The organism is Achromobacter piechaudii NBRC 102461 (genome assembly GCF_001571245.1).
GTDB classification, from domain to species: domain Bacteria; phylum Pseudomonadota; class Gammaproteobacteria; order Burkholderiales; family Burkholderiaceae_B; genus Achromobacter; species Achromobacter piechaudii.
Window position 1 is genome coordinate 270,442 of sequence record NZ_BCTK01000012.1, and the last position, 17,105, is coordinate 287,546.

The window sequence follows — 17,105 nt, forward strand, 5'->3', positions numbered from 1 at the left end:
GGCTCCCGTGGGCGACGCGCCGCGCCGCCCCGTATTGCACTGCGTGCTGCGCGTGTCAGCGCTCGACTTCGCGCGTCCAGCGCTTGTTCCAGTCGTCGCGGTTCTGGTTCACCGTGTCCCAATCGATGACGATCAGGTCGGCGGCGCGCTTGCCGATAGGCAACGGCACGCGCGGATCGTCGGTGACCTTGGCCTTCTTGTTGACCGGGCCGTAGCCATATGCGTTCGCCAGCTTTTCCTGAACTTCAGGCGTCACCAGGTATTGAACGAAGGCTTGGGCCATCGGGTTGACGTTGGGCTTGGCCACCGGGCAGACCGACGACAGCAGCGCATAGGCGCCTTCCTGCGGATACACGAAGCCCACCGGGAAGCCCGTGTCGGCAAACGATTTGGCGCGGCCGCTGCCCCACACAGAAATGACCGCCTGGCCGGACGAGAACAGCTCGGTCATCTTGCCGGGCGAAGGCTCGTAGACCAGCACGTTGGGGCCGACCTCGTTCTTGAAGGTGGTAAAGCCCGGGTCGATCTTCTTTTCGCCGCCACCGCCTTCGCGCGCATATTCCACCAGTGCGTGCAGGCCGTAGGTGTTGTTCAGCGGCGGCACGACCAACTGCTTTTTGTACTTGGGATCTTTCAGGTCCTTCCAGGACGTGGGCGGCGCCCATTTCTTTTCGTCGAAGACCTTCTTGTTGTACATGATGCCGGTCGCCACGATGCCGATAGCGACCGCCTTGTCATCCTTGTAGCGCGCGGTGCTGTAGATATCGTCGGCGGGCAGGCCCTTGATCGGTTCGCAAAAGCCCAGCGCGATGGCCTGGTACATGGGGCCGTCATCGATGATGGCCACATCGATCTGCTGATTGCTTTTCTGCGCTTGCAGACGCGCCACCGTGTTGGTGGAGTTGCCGGCCACATAGTCCAGCTCGATGCCGTGCTGCTTGGCGAAGGGCGGGAAGATGTCCTTGCGCATGATGTCTTCGAACGAGCCGCCGTAGCCGGCCACCACCAACTTCTGCTGCGCTGCTGCATTCGCGCTGAGTCCGGCCGCCACTGTCGCGGCCGCGATCACTGCAAGTACCTTGCCCATGAAAACCCCCGATTGTTGGTACACTTTGTCCGTACATGAATGTCCGGACAAATAATGAATCCGACTAGACATCGTTGTCAATCGGTTATTGTCCGTACAAACCCCATATAACAATTCAAGGAGCCTCCCCCATGACCCGATCCTCCGAGCGCGCCGCCGGCCCCGGCGGAGCACGGCAGGCGCGTGGAAAGCCTGAATCGCCCGCGCCCGAAGACGATGCCGGCGGCCCCCGCTACAAGAGCATTTTCCAGGCGCTGTCGCGCGACATCAGCACCGGCCGCTACCCCGTGATGACGCTGCTGCCCACCGAACACGAGCTGTGCGACCAGTTCAACGCCAGCCGCCACACCATCCGCGAAGCCATCCGCATGCTGACGGTGGCAGGCATGGTGTCGCGCCGCCCCGGCGTAGGCACCCGCGTGGAAACCGCCCGCGCCAGCACCCGCTTCACCCAGCGCATCTCGCAGTTTCCCGACCTGCTGCAATACGCGCGCAACGCCGCCTTGCTGGTGCAGGACGTGCGCACCATCAAGTTGCCCAAGCGCCTGGCCGAAGCGCTGGGCTGCGCGGCCGACAAGACCTGGCTGCATATCAACTCCATCAAAACGCTGGATGACGCGAACACCGCTGCCGCCAGCACGCTGATCTACGCCGATCCCGAGCACTCCGACGTGCGGGTCGAGGTCAAGTCGCGCATTTCGCTGCTGCGCCTGATCGAAGACCATTTCGGCGACCGCATCACCGAGGTGAACCAGGAGTTCTCGGCCACGCCCATCAACGCCACGATTGCCCGGCAACTCAAGGTCGAGCCCAAGTCGGCGGGCTTTGTCATCACCCGCCGCTATTACGGCGAAGGCGGCCTGCTGCTGTTGGCCACCATCACCACTTTCCCGCACGACAAGATGAAGTACTCGATGACGCTCAACGTGGCCTAGCCAGACTCGCAGCGTCGACCGCGAGCGCTCCCCGCACGCCGTATGCGGCGCGCGCCGCCTCGGCGCTGATCTTGCCGTCGGCCAGGTCCTGCTCGATGCGCGCCTGCGAGCGTTCCGAGGGCGGCCCATAGCCACCGCCGCCCGGCGTTTCGATGCGCACGCTTTCGCCCGGCGCCAGCGCGATGTTCGCGGTCTTGGAAAAGAGTTCTTCCTGTTGCTCCGTGCCGAAATTGCGCACCAGCCGCGCGCGGCGCCCGTCGCCGCCGCCATCCACCCCCGACGCCACGCCCACCGTATGGCTGTCGGACCGCGCTGAAAACACGATGCCCGGCCCCACCGCGCGTATCTGCTTGGCAATCGCCAGGCCGCCGCGCGTGCGGCCCGCGCCGCCCGAATCCGGGATCATGGCGTATTCGTCCATCAACAATGGGTACTCGTTTTCCAGCGCTTCGACCGGCAGGTTCGACGTGTTCGTCATGTGCACGTGCACGGCGTCCATGCCGTCCTTGTCCAGGCGTGCGCCCGCGCCGCCGCCCAGCGTTTCCAGGTAAACGAAGTGCCCGGCGCGTTCGCGCCAGCGTCCCGAGAACACGATGGCGGGGCAGCAATCGTTGCTGGAGGCCATGGTCCTGGATGCCGGCAGCAGGCCACGGAACGCGCCGAAGATCGCGCCCGCCACCTTCTGCGCCGTGATCGAACGCGCGCCGACGGCGGCGGGGTGTTCCGGATTGGTGATGGTGCCCACCGGCGCCGACAAGGTAATGGGATCGAACAGGCCGGCGTTGGGCGCCAGGTCGGGATCCAGCAATGCCTTCACGGCGTAATAGACGCAGGCGCGCAGCGCATTGAACGGCAGGTTCATTGCGCCGCGCGCCTGCTTGCCAGACCCGTCAAAGTCAAAGTGCAGGTTGTCGCGTCGCACGGTCAGCGTGACCTGGATAGGCACCGGGTCGCCACCCATGCCGTCGTCGTCCAGGTCGCTGCGGAACGTGTAGCTGCCTTCCTGAAGCTCGGCGATGCGGTTGAGCAGGCGGCGGCGCGTATAGGCGATGACGTCATCGACAGAACGCAGCACCGCATCCAGTCCCATCTGCCGGATCAGGCCCTGCACGGCGGCGGCGCCGCGACGGTTCGTGGCCATCTGCACGCGCAGGTCCAGCACGCGTTCTTCGGGGTCGCGGGTGTTCGCGCAGATCAGGCGCAACAGGTCTTCGTCCGACTGCCCGTGGCGCGCAATGCGGCAGGCGGGGATGCGGATACCTTCTTCGAAAATGGACTTCAAGCCGCCCGCGATGGAGCCCGGCACCGCGCCGCCCACATCCGAATGGTGCGCAATGTTGGCCGCGAAGAAGCGCAGCACGCCGTCCCAGAACACGGGCGTGACGATGTTGATGTCGGGCAGGTGACTGCCGTCGGCCAGGTAGGGATCGTTGCAGATGAACACGTCGCCGTCGCGGATCTCATCCACGGGATACGTGCGCAGGATGGCGCCCATGGCGCCATCGAGCGATCCCAGGTGCAGCGGAATCTGGGTGCCCTGCGCGACGAGCCGCCCGGTAGCGTCGAACAGCGCCACCGAGCAATCCTTGCGTTCCTTGATATTGGTCGAGAACGACGCACGCACCAGCGTGTTGTTCATGTCTTCGGTGATGGACAGCAGGCGGTTGCAGAACACCTCCATGCCGATCGGATCGGCCAGCGCTGCGCCGGCGTCGGTGGGGTCGGGCTTAGTCATGCAAGCCTCCTTGCAAACGGATGATCAGGTTGCCGTACTCGTCCACGCTGGCCTCATGGCCCACGCCCACCACCGTGGTCGAGCTCATTTCTTCAAGCAGGGCAGGCCCGGTGAAGCGCGCGCCCGTGGGCACCCGGTCGCGGTCGTAGACGGGCGTTTCCAGCCAGCCGTGCACCGGTCCGAAATAGGCCTTGCGCCGGCCCAGGCTGGCGTCCTGCAACACACCGCCAATGTGACGAGGCGCAAGCGGCGCCTTGACCACCTGGCCCACAGCCTGCATGCGGCAATTGATGATCTGCACCTTGCGATCGTCCACCGTGTAGCCGTATTCGCGCTCGTGCGCCTCGGCGAAGCGCCGCGCAAATTCCGCGTAGCCAACGGCAGCTTCGCCGTCCAGGCTGACCTGCACTTCGAAGTTCTGCCCTTCATAGCGCGCGTCGATGGCGCGATGGCACACGCGCAGCGCGGGATCGACGCGCTCCTGTTCCAACCAGCGATCGGCTTGTTGATGCAGGCTCTCGAAGATGGCGCTGATGGCCGGCCAGCTGGCTTCGGAGGCCAGCGAAATTTCGCTCTGCACGAAGTCAAAGGAGATGTCGCTGAGCAGGATGCCGCGCGCACACATGGTGCCCGGCTCCTGCGGCACGATCACCACGGGGATGCCGCATTCTTCGGCGACTTCCACCGCATGCAACGGCCCCGCGCCGCCGTAGGCGTAGAGCGCGAAGCGCGACAGGTCATAGCCGCGTTCCGTCGACACCGCGCGGATGGCCCGGCTCATGTTGGCCGCCGCGATGCGCAGGATGCCCTCGGCCGCCGCTTCAAGCTCCAGGCCCAGCGGCTGCGCCACGCGCTGTTCGATGACGTCGCGCGCCGCCTCGGCGTGCACGGGCATGCGGCCGTTCAGCAGGGCGATGGGATTGAGCCGCTGCAAGGCGATTTCCGCATCGGTGATGGTGGGTTCCTGGCCGCCCCGGCCATAGCCCACGGGGCCGGGCACCGCGCCGGCGCTGTGCGGCCCCACCTTCAAGGCGCCCGCGTCGTCCAGCCACGCGATGCTGCCACCGCCCGCGCCGATCACGTGGATATCGACCATGGGCGTCTTCACGGGATAGCCCGCCACGTGCCGATGCGAGGTGAACAGCGGCCGCCCTTCGCAGACGAGCGACACATCGGTGCTGGTGCCGCCCACGTCGAACGTGACCAGATTCAGGCTGCCGATGGCGCGTCCGACCGCCGCCGCGCCCACGACGCCGGCTGCCGGGCCGGACAGGCAGGTGCGCACCGGATACTGGCGCACGGTGCCTATCGACATCAGGCCGCCGTTGGAATGGATGGTGTGCGGCTCATGGGCTATGTCCAGGTCGCGCACCCGTTGCAGGAAGCGTTCCAGATAGCGCGCCATCTTCGGGCCGACCGCCGCATTCAGCACGGTGGTGGACAGGCGTTCGTATTCGCGGAACTCGGGCAGCACGTCGGACGACAGGCTGATGTAGGCGTCGGGCATCACCTCGGCCACGATCTGCGCCGCGCGGCGTTCGTGCGCGGGATTGCGGTAGGCGTGCAGGAAGCAGATCGTGACGGCCTCGATGCCGGCCGCCGCGAATTGCCGCGCGGCCGCCAGCACCTGCGCCTCGTCCAATGCGGTCAACACTTCGCCCGCGGCGTTCACGCGTTCACTGACTTCGATACGGAACTCGCGCGGCACGGCAACGGGCGGCTTGCCGACGCTGTAGTCGTACAGATGCGGACGGGTCTGGCGGCCGATCTCCAGCACGTCGCGAAAGCCGCGCGTAGTGATGAGGCCGACGCGCGCACCCTTGCGTTCGATGATGAGGTTGGTGGCGACCGTGGTGCCATGCCCCACGTGCGACACCTGCGAGGGCGGCACGTCGTGGTCTTCCAGCATCTGGCCGATACCCGTGGCGATGGCTTCGGATGGATCGTGCGGGGTCGAGGGCACTTTGTGAAAGTGCACCACGCCCGCGTCCTCGTCGATCATCGTGAAGTCGGTGAAGGTGCCGCCGACGTCTATCCCTATGCGATACATATCGTTGATTCCAAAGAAAAGGTCCTGCGGTGCAGGATCAGTCCAGGCGGATGCCGGCCTGCTTGACCACGCCGCACCATTTGCCGATCTCGCTCTTGATCATGGCGCCGAATGCGGGGCCCGCCACATCGGAGACCTGCGCGCCCTGCTGCTCCAGATACGTTGTCATGGCGGGCGCATGCAGGGTCTGCGTGAGGCCGTCGGTCAGCTTCTGGCGCAGCGACTCGGGCAGGTTGGCCGGCGCCAGCATGCCGAACCACACCATGGCCTCGTAGCCGGGGTAACCGGACTCCGCCACGGTGGGCACGTCAGGCAACAGCTTGGAGCGCTGCGGCGAAGTGACAGCCAGCGCCTTGATCTTGCCGTCCTTGATATAGGGGTAGGACGTCATCACGACGTCCATCATCATGTTGATCTGGCCGCCCACCAGGTCGATCAGGGCGGGACCCGAACCGCGATAGGGCACGTGCACCATCGACACGCCCGCGGTCGACTTGAACAGTTCGGCCGCCAGGTGGTTCGACGTGCCCTGGCCGTTGGATGCGAAGGAGTATTTCTCGGGCTCCTTCTTCAGCAGGGCTACGAATTCGGGCAGGTTGTTGGCGGGCACTGACTGGTTGACCGACATCACGTTCGGAATCGTGGCGATCACGGTCAGAGGCGTGAAGTCCTTGACGGCGTCGTAAGGCAGCTTGGAATAGACGCATGGCGCGCTGCCGTGCGTGCTGACCGAACCCATCAGGATGGTGTAGCCGTCGGCGGGCTGGCGGGCGACGTACTCCGTGCCGACGGTGCCGCCCGCGCCAGGCCGGTTTTCGACGATGACGTTGGCGGACAGGCGCTGGCCCAGCCCTTCGGCGATCTTGCGCGCGATCAGGTCGGTGGACCCGCCAGCCGCAAACGGCACGACGATGCGGATCACCTTGTCCGGCCACGCGGCGTGGGCGGAGCCCGCCGCAGCCAACAACACGACGCCGGCCGCAATGCGACGGCAACTGCTATTCAGCCCATGGTTCATGGCTTGGTTTCCCCTTGTTGATAGAACTTCCTTGTGGCCGGATCATGCGTGTCCGGTCCTGGTTCGCTGCAACAACAGGGCCATGCTAGGCCTGTCGCTTCGAAGGCAGCAGTCCGGCAGGTTTATATTTGTATAAACGCTATTTATAGGGGCGTGGCCGTGAAGAACCCGGACCTGAATCTGCTTTTGCATTTCGACGCCCTGATGGCGTGCCGCAACGTGTCGCGCGCGGCCGAGGCGCTGGACATCACCCAGCCCGCGATGAGCGCGGCAATGAACCGGCTGCGGCAGTTGTTCGGCGACCCCCTGCTGGTGCGCGAGGGCGGCGCGTGGCAGCCCACGCCGCGTGCGCTGGAACTGCATCAGAACTTCAAGCCGCTGCTGGAAAGCTGGCATCGCGCAACGCGCACGCGCGAGGCCTTCGACCCGGCTCACTCTTCACGCACGCTGTCGCTGTATGCGACGGACTATGTGCAGTACACGCTGTTGCCCAAGCTGATTCCCCGGCTGGCCGTGGACGCGCCGCATTTTCAGTTGCAGATCGTGCCGGCGCGGCCGCAACACGGCTTGAGCATGCTGGACACGAACCATGTTGAGTTGATCGCGGGATACTTCCCGGATCCGGCGCCGGATCTGCGCACGCGCTTTCTGTACCAGGAGCCGGCGGTGTGCATCGTGCGCGAGGGGCATCCCTGTTTACGCAAGCGCTGGAATCTGGACGCTTACCTGCGTTATGGCCATCTGGATCTGGCGGCGCACACGCGTTATTTCAGCACCGCGATCGACCGCATCCTGATGGGGCAGAACCGCAGCCGCAAGATCGTGGCGACGTTGTCGAGTTATCTGGTGTGCCCGTTCATCGTGGAGGCGTCGGATCTGATCGCGACGATGCCGGTGAGCGTGGCGCGGGCCATGGCGGGCGCGGCGCGCATCGTGACGCAGAAGGTGCCGCTGACGCTGCCGCCGATCGCGGTGTCGCTGTACTGGCACGAGCGTTATCAGGACGACCCCGCGCACGCGTGGCTCAGGCAGTACCTGGCCGGCGTGCTGGGATAGGCGCGGTCATTTGAGCGGCAGGCAGATGCGGGTTTGCAGCAGGGCGGGCGGGGTGCTGCGCGGGTCGTTCATGTACTGCTCGAACATGGGGATGTCGGCGGGGATCATGCCGCTGGCGGGCAGCCATTCAGAGAACATCCATTGATAGGGCTTGGCCATTTCGTTGTAGGGGCCGGTGTAGGTGAGGATGGCGCAGCGGCACGGGGGGATGACGTGGCGTTCCAGTCCACCGCCCAGGGTTGCATCGGGTGCGACGACCATGCCGGCCAGGGATCGCAGCTGGCTTTCGGGGACTTGTTCGGGATCGTCGAAGTAGACGCCGAAGCCGGGCGCGTCGGGGTCGGCGATGCCTTGTCCATGGGCGAGCATGAAGGCGCGGGTGAAGACGGGGCCGATGTTCTGGTAGCTGCCGTGGTGGGGCAGGACGGCGAGCGTGACGCCGGCGAAGTTTTCGATGGCGATGGGGTACATGGCGTTCTCCTGGGAGTCGAAGGGTTGGGAGCGGGCGGTGCGGTAGCGGCCGGGCGGGGTGCCGAAGAAGGCGCCGAAGGCGCGGTTGAAGGCGGCGTCGGAGTCGTAGCCGGCGCGTTGTGCGATGTCTCGCAAGGGGGCTTGGGAATCGGCGAGCGCGGCGGCGGCGCGGTGCATGCGGATGCGTTGGACGGTGGCGTTGACGGTTTCGCCGAGCATGGCGCGGTAGACGCGGTGGAAGTGATAGGGGGAGAGGCAGGCCAGGTCGGCCAGCTGGTGCAGGTCGGGGTCGGCGTCGGGGTGGGCGGCGAGCCAGCGCAGGACGGGGTCCAGGCGGTCGGTGTAGAGGGATCGGGTGGTGGGCTTCATGGCTGCTCCTTGGAGGGCAATGTAGCTAAGGGGGGTTTGCGGATTTTGCTGTTTTTTTTGTTGGGAAGGGGCGTTGCTGGGGTTTTGTTTGACGTGCCGGTGTTGTGCCTGGGGTCGTGTTCTTTTGGCGCACGGCGGGGCGGCGGCGGGCGGGAGGCGGGTCAACGATTGCGGTCCGGAGCCTTCGCTCCGGACTGCCCCGTCGTCATCCTCGTTGCCGCCTGCGGCGGCTGCCTTCGGATTCCCTCGGGCTTATCGACTCCCCGCCTCCCACCCACCACCGCCCCACCATGCTCGATCAGAGGGAATCTGACGGGGGGGGGCAGGGCGGTGTGCTTGGGGTTCCTGGGGAGGGAGGGGATGGGGAGGAAGATCTTGCGGGGCCCGCCCCAGGTCGGCCGCGCGGGCGGCCTTTTGGGGCTTACGTGGTGAGGGGCGCTGATGGGGGGTGGGGGGTGGGAGGCGAGCTTGCTTGGTGTGGGTGGCGTGGTGCGGGGCGCACTCGCGCACCTCATCGTGGCGACTCGGCGGTGCGCGCCCTGTCCTGGCGTCAATAGCCGCGGTTGGGATCGTAGATGTTGGGTAGCGCTTCGCCGCGTTCGTTGGATTGGATCAGCCATGCGGTGTGGCGGGCGCGTTCCTTGCGGTCGGGGATCGCCGCGCAATGCGGGGTGATGATGATCTGGGGATGCGTCCATAGCGGGGAGTCCGCGGGTAGCGGCTCTTGCTCGAAGACGTCGAGCACGGCTTGCTGCAGGTGGCCGCTGTCCAGTGCGGCGAGGAGGTCTGGGGTGACCATGTGCGCGCCTCGGCCGGCGTTGATGAGGCTGGCGCCGCGCGGCAGTTGCGATAGCGTGGCGGTGTTGAGGATGCCCTTGGTGGCGTCGGTGGCGGGCAGCAGGCAGACGAGCAGGTCGGTGTTGGACAGGAACTGGCCGAACTCTGCCTGGCCGGCGTAGGAGGGCATGCCTTCGAGTTTGCTGGATCCGCGTGACCAGCCGCTGACGGGGAAGCCCACGCGCGCGAGCAGTTGCGCGGCAGCGATGCCCAGGTGGCCCAGGCCCATGATGCCGACGCGCACGTCGGCGGCGACGCGTAGCGACTCGAACACTTCCCAGTGGCGTCGCGCCTGGTTGTCCACAACGCGCTTGATATCGCGCGTGAGCATGAGTGCGCAGGTCAGCACGAATTCCGCCATTTCGGTCTGGGTGCGGGCGGTGACCATGCGGGCGATGGACAGGTGCCGGGGCAGTTGCGGATCGGCCAGGATGTGGTCGACGCCCGCGCCGGCGCTGATGATGAGCTTGAGGTTGGGAAAGGTGGCCAGGCGGCCGGCGTCGGGGGCCCAGACCAGGGCGTAATCGACGCTGGCGGGATCGACCTCTTCATGCCAGCCCACCACGTCCAGCTCGGGCGCGAACGTGCGAAATTGCGCGCGCCATGCGTCTATCGCCTGGGGGCCGCCGGAGTTGATGATGAGCCGCATGGTGGAGTTCCTGGTTTGCGGCGCGCGCGCCTGCGGCTTATCCACAGGCGTGCGCGCCGCAAGATCTTATCAACGTTCGACGGTGCGATTCCAGCGGGCGTTGAAGGCCGGACGCGCGGTGTTGATCTGGTCCCAATCCAGGATCTTGGCGTTTTCCATATAGCCTTGGAAACGCTTGAGCGCCTCGACGCTATCGGCTGGCGCCTTCACGTTCTTGTTGGACGGGAAGTGGCCGCCCATTTCCAGCGCCTTGGCCTGCGCGCTGGCGGACAAGAGGTACAGCGCGAGCTTTTGCGACAGCTCGGGTTCGCTGTTCTTGGCGATGACGCATTCGCCCACCATCAAGATGACGGACCCTTCCTTGGGCTGCGCGTATTCCACCGGGATGTCGCGCTTTTTCAGGCGGGCGATGGCGGTGGGCGTCAGCGGGAAGATGGCGGCTTCGTTGGACTGGATCATCTCGGCAAGCTTGGCCGAGTTGGGGATGTATTCCAGCACGTTGGGGCCGATGGTGTCGGGCCACTTCTTGAAGCCGGGCTCATAGTTCTTGTCGTCGCCGCCCTGGATGCGGTTGAACATCAGGAAGCCGTGCAGGCCGAAGGTGCTGCCCGAGGCGGACTGGAACACGACCTTGCCCTTGTACTTCGGGTCGGCCAGGTCCATCCACGAGGTGGGCGGCGCCCAGCCCTTGTCGGCGAACATCTTGGTGTTGTAGCCCAGGCCCGTCATGCCGATGTCGATGCCGGCCGCCATGCGGTCCTTCATCACGGCGGTGGGATAGAGCTCTTTCAGGACGGGGTCGTCGTTGAGCTGTTGGCACAGGCCCATCGAAATCGCGCGCGCCATGATGCCGTCGTCCAGGAACATGACGTGCATCTGCGGGTTGTCTTTGTAGGCTTGCGCCTTGGCCAGAACGTCGGTCGAGGTGCCGGGCACGACGACGATCTTCACGTTGTTGGCTTTCTCGAAATCGGGGAACACGTACTGCGTGAACGCGCGCTCCATGTCGCCGCCGTTCATGCCGACGTACAGCGTCTTCTGCTGCGCCATGGCCCCTGCGGACAGCAACGCCAGCGTCGCCGCGCCCAGCAGCCGTTTCCCCTTGGTCAGGCGCGATGCGCCCTGTTTCTTATCCATCATGGTGACTCCTGCGTTTGCTCACGAACAGGTTCAGGCCGAGTCACGGCGCCGTGAGCGGCGGCCGTAAATCGTTCAATGCAAAAGGCATCGATAGGAATGGAGGACTGGCCGCGCACGACCAGTTCGGACAACACTTCACCCACCGCGGGACCGATCTGAAAGCCCGCGCCGGACAGGCCGAAGGCGTGCAACAGGCCGGGCACGCGGGCGCTGGGTCCCAGCACGGGGTTGTGATCGGGCATGTTGCCTTCCACGCCCGTCCAGAAGCGGATGACCTGCGCGCCGCGCAGTACGGGCAAGAGCCGGGTGGCGTTGGCCATCAGCGCGCCCAGGCCGGCGCGGCCGGGCCGTGCGAAGTCGGGGTCGCTGGACACGCCGCGCCCGCCGCCGATGACGCAATTGCCGCGCGCTACCTGGCGCGCATAGATGCCGCCGCCTTGCACACCCAGGCTGACATCCATGAAGACGGGCAAGGGTTCGGTGACCATCATCAACGGATGAATGGAGGTTTCGGGCACAGTTTCGCCGAAGTCCTGCGCGAAGCGGCCGGCCCAGGCGCCGGCGCAATTGAGCAGATAGCGCGACCGCACTTCCAGGTCGTCGGCGCGCACGATGAAGCGCGTGCCGTCGTGCTGGGCGCTGCTGACCCGCACGCCTTCGCGCACGTCCGCGCCCAGCGCGGCGGCGGCGCGTGCGAATGCCGGTGACACCAGCCGGGGATTCGCGTGGCCGTCTTCGGGGCAGAACGATCCGCCCGCCACGTCTTGCCCGAGCCAGCCGAAGCGGCGCGCCAGATCGCGGCGGTCCAGCATGCGCAGGTCCATGCCGAAGCCGCGCGTGCGTTGGCGATAGGCTTCCAGCAGCGCCATGTCAGCGTCTGACGCGGCCAGCTTCAAGTGGCCGGAGCGCACGTATTCGCCGTCGATGCCGATCAGCGAGGGCAACTGGCCCCATAGTTCGTGGGCGCGTCGCGCGAGCGGCATCTGTTCCAGCCCACGCCCTTGCCGCCGCACGCCGCCGTAGTTCACGCCGCTGGCCCGCGCGCCGCACAAGGCGGCTTCCAGCAGGATGACGGGCACGCCGGCGCGGCGCAGGAACAGCGCGGCGCTGCCGCCAACGATGCCACCGCCGATGATGGCGACTTCCGTGTCGATGCGCTGCGTCATGCCGATACCTTGTCGTTGCGTTCCACGCATACCACGTGGACTGGCACGGGCTTGACGGGCGGCTGGTTGCGCAGGCGGCCCACCTCGGCCGGTCCGAGACCGCAAGCATGCGCCAGCACCTCGGTTGCGGCCGCTGCGCACATGCGGCCCTGGCAACGTCCCATGCCCACGCGCGTCAGCGCCTTCACGCGGTTCAGTTCCTGCGCCGCCGTGTCGCTGACCGCGCGCCGCACGGTGCCGGCCGTCACGTCTTCGCAACGGCAGATGACGGTGTCGTCGGCGATGTTCGCAGCCCAATCCTCGGGAAAGGGAAAGGCGCGTTCCAACGCCGCGCGCAGCCGGCCGTTGGCGGCAAGGCGGGCTTCCAGCACGCGTGCGCGCGCCGTGTCGATGGACTGGCCGATGTCTTGCAACAGCGCCAGCGCGGCGCGCTCGCCAGCCAGCTCGGCGGCGTCTGCACCGCCGATTGCGGCGCCATCGCCCGCGACGTACACGCCGGGCACGCTGCCGCGTCCGGCGCTGTCACGGCGCGGCGTCCAGTTGCGGTCGCGCGTATTGAATTCGAATTCGCAACCCACCAGGCTGGCCAGCTGCGTCTCGGAGCGCAGCGCAAGACCGTATGCCAGCGCGTCGCACTCCACCGTGTATTCCCGGCTGCCTTGGCGATAGGTCAGGCCGGACACGCGGTCCTTGCCCAACGCCGTCACCGGCCGCACGCCGCTGCGCAGTGGCACGCCATGGGCGCGCAGCCACGCCATGTAGTAAAGGCCTTTGGCCAGCAACGCAGGCGCGCGCAGCATGCCGGGCAGTGCCGCACGGCGGTCGGATGGACGCGCGGTATCCAGCACGGCGACGACCTGCGCGCCGGCCTTGGCGTATTGATAAGCAACGAGGTACAGCAGCGGTCCGGTGCCCATGAAGACCACGCGCGAGCCGATGGCGCAGCCCTGGAATTTCAGCGCTACTTGCGATCCGCCCAAGGTGTAGACGCCGGGCGTCAGCCAGCCGGGGAAGGGCAGCACGCGGTCGGTGGCGCCGGTGGCAAGGATGAGATGCGTGTAGGGCACGGCGGTGCTGACGCCATCATGCAAGACGTCCAGCGTCTTGCCTTCGACGTTCCACACGAGGCTGCCCGGCCGATAGTCCACCTGCGTATGCAGGTCGGCCATGGCGCGATGCACGGCGTCGGCCTTGCGATGTTCAAAACCGTACAGCGCCGACTTCGGGCGCTGGAATCCGGGTGGCGGCTGGCGGTAGATCTGGCCGCCCGCGCGCGGCGCTTCGTCAAGAATGACGGGCCGCAGGCCATGCGCCGCCAGCGCCTGGGCCGCGCGCACGCCGGCCGGGCCGGCGCCAACGATCACGGGCATCACGATGCTCATGCGATATCGTCCTCGGGCCAGGCCGCTGCCGCCAAGGTGCCCGGCACGGCGGCGGGCGCCGAGGGCGTGGTTTGCAGGCGCATGCCGGCTTCAATGAAGGTCGAGCAGGCGCGCAGGCGCGTGCCGTCTTCGTGCTGCATCCAGCAGTCCTGGCAGGCGCCCATCATGCAGAAGCCGGCACGCGGCGCGCCGCTGAATTCGGAATGGCGCACGCAATCGGACTGCGTCAGCACGGCGGTCAACACGGTGTCGCCCGCCAGCGCGCTACAGGCCTGCCCGTTCAATGTGAAGGGGACCATGGGCCGGCCCGATTCCGCCACGCGTTTCAGTATTGCCATGATGCCGGCGCCTCTCTTTTCGCCAACGGCAAGGATTTCATTTCTGCCCCACCAGCACGCGGTCCAGGCCATAGACGCGATCGAGCAGCAGCATCGTGACGGCGGTCAACAGGATGACCAGCGCTGACACCGCCGCCATCATCGGGTCGATGGATTCGGTGGCGTACATGTACATGCGCACCGGCAGCGTGATGGTGGACGGCGCGGTGATGAACACCGACATGGTGAGCTCGTCGAAGCTGTTGATGAATGCCAGCAGCCAGCCGCCGGACACGCCGGGGATGATGAGCGGCAACGTCATCTGGAAGAACACGGTGGCGCGGCTTGCGCCCAGCGACAGCGCGGCATGTTCGATGGACCGGTCAAAGCCGACCAGCGCGCCGATCACCAGCCGCATCACGTAAGGCGTGATGACCACCACGTGCGCGGCAACCAGCCACGGGAAGCTGCCGGCCATGCCCATCAGCGCGAAGAATCGCAGCAGCGCAACGCCCAGCACCAGATGCGGAATCATCAGCGGCGACAGGAACAGGCCGTTCAGCACCTCGCGTCCCGGGAAGCGATAACGCGTGATGGCGATGGCGGCCGGCACGGCCAGGCACACGGCGATGGTGGCCGACAGGAAGGCCAGCCACAGGCTGTTCTGGAACGCCTGCATGAAGTTGGGGTGATCGAACACCGCACGGAACCAGCGCAGCGAAAACTCGGTGGTGGGCACGGTCAGCGTGCTGTCCGGCGTGAACGCCACCAGGCACACGATGAGCAGCGGGGCGAGCACGAACGCCACCACCAGGAAGTTGAACGCCAGCGCGAAAGGGCCGTTTTTCTGCATGATGATTCCTTGTCGGCTAGCCCAGGCTGCGGCGGTATGAGCGTTCAACGACGCGGTTGTACGCCATCATGATGATGACGTTGACCACCAGCAGCACGATGGCGATGGCCGCGCCCAGCGGCCAGTTCAACTCGGTCAGGAATTCGTCGTACACGACCGTGGCCACCATCTTGAGGCGGCGTCCGCCCAGCAGCGCGGGAATCGCGAACGAGCTGGCCGACAGGCCGAACACGATCAGGCTGCCCGACAGGATGCCCGGCATGGCCTGCGGCAGCACGATGCGCGTCAGCGTCTGAAAGCGCGACGCGTTCAGCGACAGCGCCGCGTGTTCAACGGTGGGGTCCAGCTTTTGCAGGGATGTCCACACCGGAATCACCATGAATGGCAGCATCACATGCACCAGCCCGATGATGACGGCGGTGGGCGTGTACAGAAGCGGCCCCATGCCCAGCGCCGCGGCGGCGCGGCCGATGGCGCCGCCTGGGCCCAGCAGCATGCTCCAGCCAAATGCGCGGACCACCAGCGAGATCAGCAGGGGCGACAGCACCACCAGCAGGAAGATGGAGCGCCACGGCTTGCCCATGCGCGACAGGATGTAGGCTTCGGGCGCGCCGATCAGTACGCACAGCAACGTAGTGACGGCGGCGATCCAGAAGGTGCGCCAGAAAATTTCCAGGAAGTAGCTGTCGGTGACCACGGCCAGGTAGTGTTCGAACGTATGGCCGGGCAGGATGCCCGCGCCATAGTCGAAGGGCCGGAACGACAGCACGAAGGTCAGGGCCAGCGGCGTCAGCACCAACGTCAGGAAGACAATCGCCAGGGGGATCGAGCCCAGGATGGCGAGCAGGCCATCGTTGCGGGGCTTGGGGCCCGCGCCCGCTTGAGTCAGCGTCGCCATGTCACGCGGCCTCTTGGACGGCGGGCGCGCGCAGCACGCGCAACACGCCTTCGGCCCAGTCCAGCCCGATGGTCTCGCCATCGTCATGCGGACGGCGGCCGTCGTTGGGCGTCAGTACCGTCAGCGCGCCTACCGGCGAATCCAGGTCGTACATCCACTGGCTGCCCAGGAAGTAGCGCGTGCTGACGATACAGGACAGCTTGCCCTGGCCAGCGGGCACGGGCACCAGCTTTTCCGGACGCAGCGACAACTGCACGTTGTCGCCATGGCGCAGGCCTTCGCCGTCGACCAGGACGCGTAGCGCCCCCGTTTCGATTTCGGCCTGCTCGCCGCAGCGCGTCACGCGGCCGGGCAACAGATTGGTCTTGCCCACAAAGCGCGAAATGAATTCGGTTTGCGGATGTTCATACATGCGGAACGGGGCGTCGACCTGCGTGGCGCGCCCGTCCTGCATGACGACGACGCGGTCACTGATCGACAGCGCCTCGGCCTGATCGTGCGTGACCATCACGGTGGTGGTGCCGATTTTTTTCTGGATGCCGCGCAGTTCGAATTGCATGTCCTCGCGCAGCTTGGCATCGAGGTTGGACAGGGGCTCGTCCAGCAACAGCACGGGCGGGCGGATGACCAGCGCGCGGGCCAGCGCCACGCGTTGCCGCTGGCCGCCCGACAGTTCGCGCGGGTAGCGGTCGGCGTGCTTGTCCAGCTTCACCAGCGCCAGCGCTTCGCGCACGCGCTCCACGCGTTCGGCGCGTTCGACCTTGCGCATCTTCAAACCGAAGGCCACGTTGTCGGCGACGGTCAGGTGCGGAAACAGGGCATAGCTTTGGAACACGATGCCCAGCCCGCGCGTGTTGGGCTTGGCGTGCGTGATGTCGCGCCCGTCCAGCGTGATGACGCCCTGCGTCACGTCGGCAAAGCCGGCAATCATCTGCAAGGTGGTCGTCTTGCCGCAGCCCGACGGGCCAAGCAGCGAAACGAATTCCCCCTTCTCGACCGTCAGGCTCAGATCGGAAACGACGCGCAGGTCGCCGTAGTTCTTGGAGACGTTGTCCAGCCGCAGAAATGACATTTTCCAAACCCCGTCGCCCGATGCGGGCGTTGTGCAGCGCCTGGGCCGGTTTCCCGGCGCGAAGGCGGCT

The 17,105-nt window shown here is 66.3% G+C and carries 15 protein-coding genes; 2 read left to right on the plus strand and 13 right to left on the minus strand.

Annotated elements, in window-relative coordinates; genetic code table 11:
• Nucleotides 1-55: 55 nt before the first annotated feature.
• Nucleotides 56-1,087 (minus strand): ABC transporter substrate-binding protein, encoded by a 1,032-nt coding sequence (locus API01S_RS22685; protein WP_006216663.1) that lies wholly within the window; start codon nucleotides 1,085-1,087, stop codon nucleotides 56-58.
• Nucleotides 1,088-1,218: 131 nt separating this feature from the next.
• Here API01S_RS22685 and API01S_RS22690 point away from each other — a divergent pair, with 131 nt between their 5' ends.
• Complete coding sequence (locus tag API01S_RS22690) at nucleotides 1,219-2,022, plus strand: GntR family transcriptional regulator (protein ID WP_006216662.1); 804 nt, start codon at nucleotides 1,219-1,221, stop codon at nucleotides 2,020-2,022.
• On the opposite strand, the gene API01S_RS22695 is transcribed toward API01S_RS22690, so the two are convergent.
• Genes API01S_RS22695 through API01S_RS22705 form a run of 3 tightly spaced genes read right to left on the minus strand, consistent with a single transcriptional unit; the run spans nucleotide 2,009 to nucleotide 6,825 of the window.
• Nucleotides 2,009-3,757 carry a hydantoinase B/oxoprolinase family protein gene (locus API01S_RS22695; protein ID WP_061306194.1) on the minus strand — a complete coding sequence of 583 codons (1,749 nt, stop codon included), beginning with the start codon at nucleotides 3,755-3,757 and terminating at the stop codon, nucleotides 2,009-2,011. The genes API01S_RS22690 and API01S_RS22695 overlap by 14 nt on opposite strands.
• Entirely contained in the window at nucleotides 3,750-5,807 is a 2,058-nt protein-coding gene (locus API01S_RS22700) for a hydantoinase/oxoprolinase family protein (RefSeq protein WP_050728334.1), read from the minus strand. Before API01S_RS22700 ends, API01S_RS22695 begins: the two co-directional genes overlap by 8 nt.
• A gap of 37 nt (nucleotides 5,808-5,844) precedes the next feature.
• A complete protein-coding gene (locus API01S_RS22705; RefSeq protein WP_050728335.1) occupies nucleotides 5,845-6,825 on the minus strand; it encodes a Bug family tripartite tricarboxylate transporter substrate binding protein in 981 nt (326 codons plus the stop codon).
• A gap of 159 nt (nucleotides 6,826-6,984) precedes the next feature.
• Between API01S_RS22705 and API01S_RS22710 the strand changes: the two genes are divergently transcribed.
• Nucleotides 6,985-7,881 (plus strand): LysR family transcriptional regulator, encoded by an 897-nt coding sequence (locus API01S_RS22710; protein ID WP_231689345.1) that lies wholly within the window; start codon nucleotides 6,985-6,987, stop codon nucleotides 7,879-7,881.
• Between the two features lie 6 nt (nucleotides 7,882-7,887).
• Here the strand turns inward: API01S_RS22710 and API01S_RS22715 are convergent, their stop codons facing one another.
• The 9 genes from API01S_RS22715 to API01S_RS22755 form a co-directional block, all read right to left on the minus strand.
• Entirely contained in the window at nucleotides 7,888-8,721 is an 834-nt protein-coding gene (locus API01S_RS22715) for an AraC family transcriptional regulator (protein ID WP_050728336.1), read from the minus strand.
• A 550-nt stretch (nucleotides 8,722-9,271) separates the two neighbouring features.
• Nucleotides 9,272-10,207, minus strand: coding sequence for a 2-hydroxyacid dehydrogenase (locus API01S_RS22720; RefSeq protein ID WP_050728337.1), 936 nt, complete (start codon nucleotides 10,205-10,207; stop codon nucleotides 9,272-9,274).
• A 69-nt stretch (nucleotides 10,208-10,276) separates the two neighbouring features.
• The gene (locus tag API01S_RS22725) at nucleotides 10,277-11,347 is read right to left on the minus strand and encodes an ABC transporter substrate-binding protein (protein ID WP_050728338.1); all 1,071 of its coding nucleotides are present in this window, start codon (nucleotides 11,345-11,347) and stop codon (nucleotides 10,277-10,279) included.
• Nucleotides 11,344-12,513, minus strand: coding sequence for an NAD(P)/FAD-dependent oxidoreductase (locus API01S_RS22730; protein ID WP_050728339.1), 1,170 nt, complete (start codon nucleotides 12,511-12,513; stop codon nucleotides 11,344-11,346). The genes API01S_RS22725 and API01S_RS22730 overlap by 4 nt, the downstream gene beginning before the upstream one ends.
• Nucleotides 12,510-13,895, minus strand: a complete 1,386-nt coding sequence (locus API01S_RS22735; RefSeq protein WP_050728340.1) for an FAD/NAD(P)-dependent oxidoreductase — start codon at nucleotides 13,893-13,895, stop codon at nucleotides 12,510-12,512. The genes API01S_RS22730 and API01S_RS22735 overlap by 4 nt, the downstream gene beginning before the upstream one ends.
• Entirely contained in the window at nucleotides 13,892-14,233 is a 342-nt protein-coding gene (locus API01S_RS22740; protein ID WP_050728341.1) for a (2Fe-2S)-binding protein, read from the minus strand. Before API01S_RS22740 ends, API01S_RS22735 begins: the two co-directional genes overlap by 4 nt.
• Before the next feature lie 37 nt (nucleotides 14,234-14,270).
• Nucleotides 14,271-15,065, minus strand: a complete 795-nt coding sequence (locus API01S_RS22745) for an ABC transporter permease (protein ID WP_006216649.1) — start codon at nucleotides 15,063-15,065, stop codon at nucleotides 14,271-14,273.
• A 16-nt stretch (nucleotides 15,066-15,081) separates the two neighbouring features.
• The gene (locus API01S_RS22750) at nucleotides 15,082-15,963 is read right to left on the minus strand and encodes an ABC transporter permease (RefSeq protein WP_050728342.1); all 882 of its coding nucleotides are present in this window, start codon (nucleotides 15,961-15,963) and stop codon (nucleotides 15,082-15,084) included.
• Between the two features lies 1 nt (nucleotide 15,964).
• Nucleotides 15,965-17,035 carry an ABC transporter ATP-binding protein gene (locus tag API01S_RS22755; RefSeq protein ID WP_050728343.1) on the minus strand — a complete coding sequence of 357 codons (1,071 nt, stop codon included), beginning with the start codon at nucleotides 17,033-17,035 and terminating at the stop codon, nucleotides 15,965-15,967.
• Nucleotides 17,036-17,105: the final 70 nt, after the last annotated feature.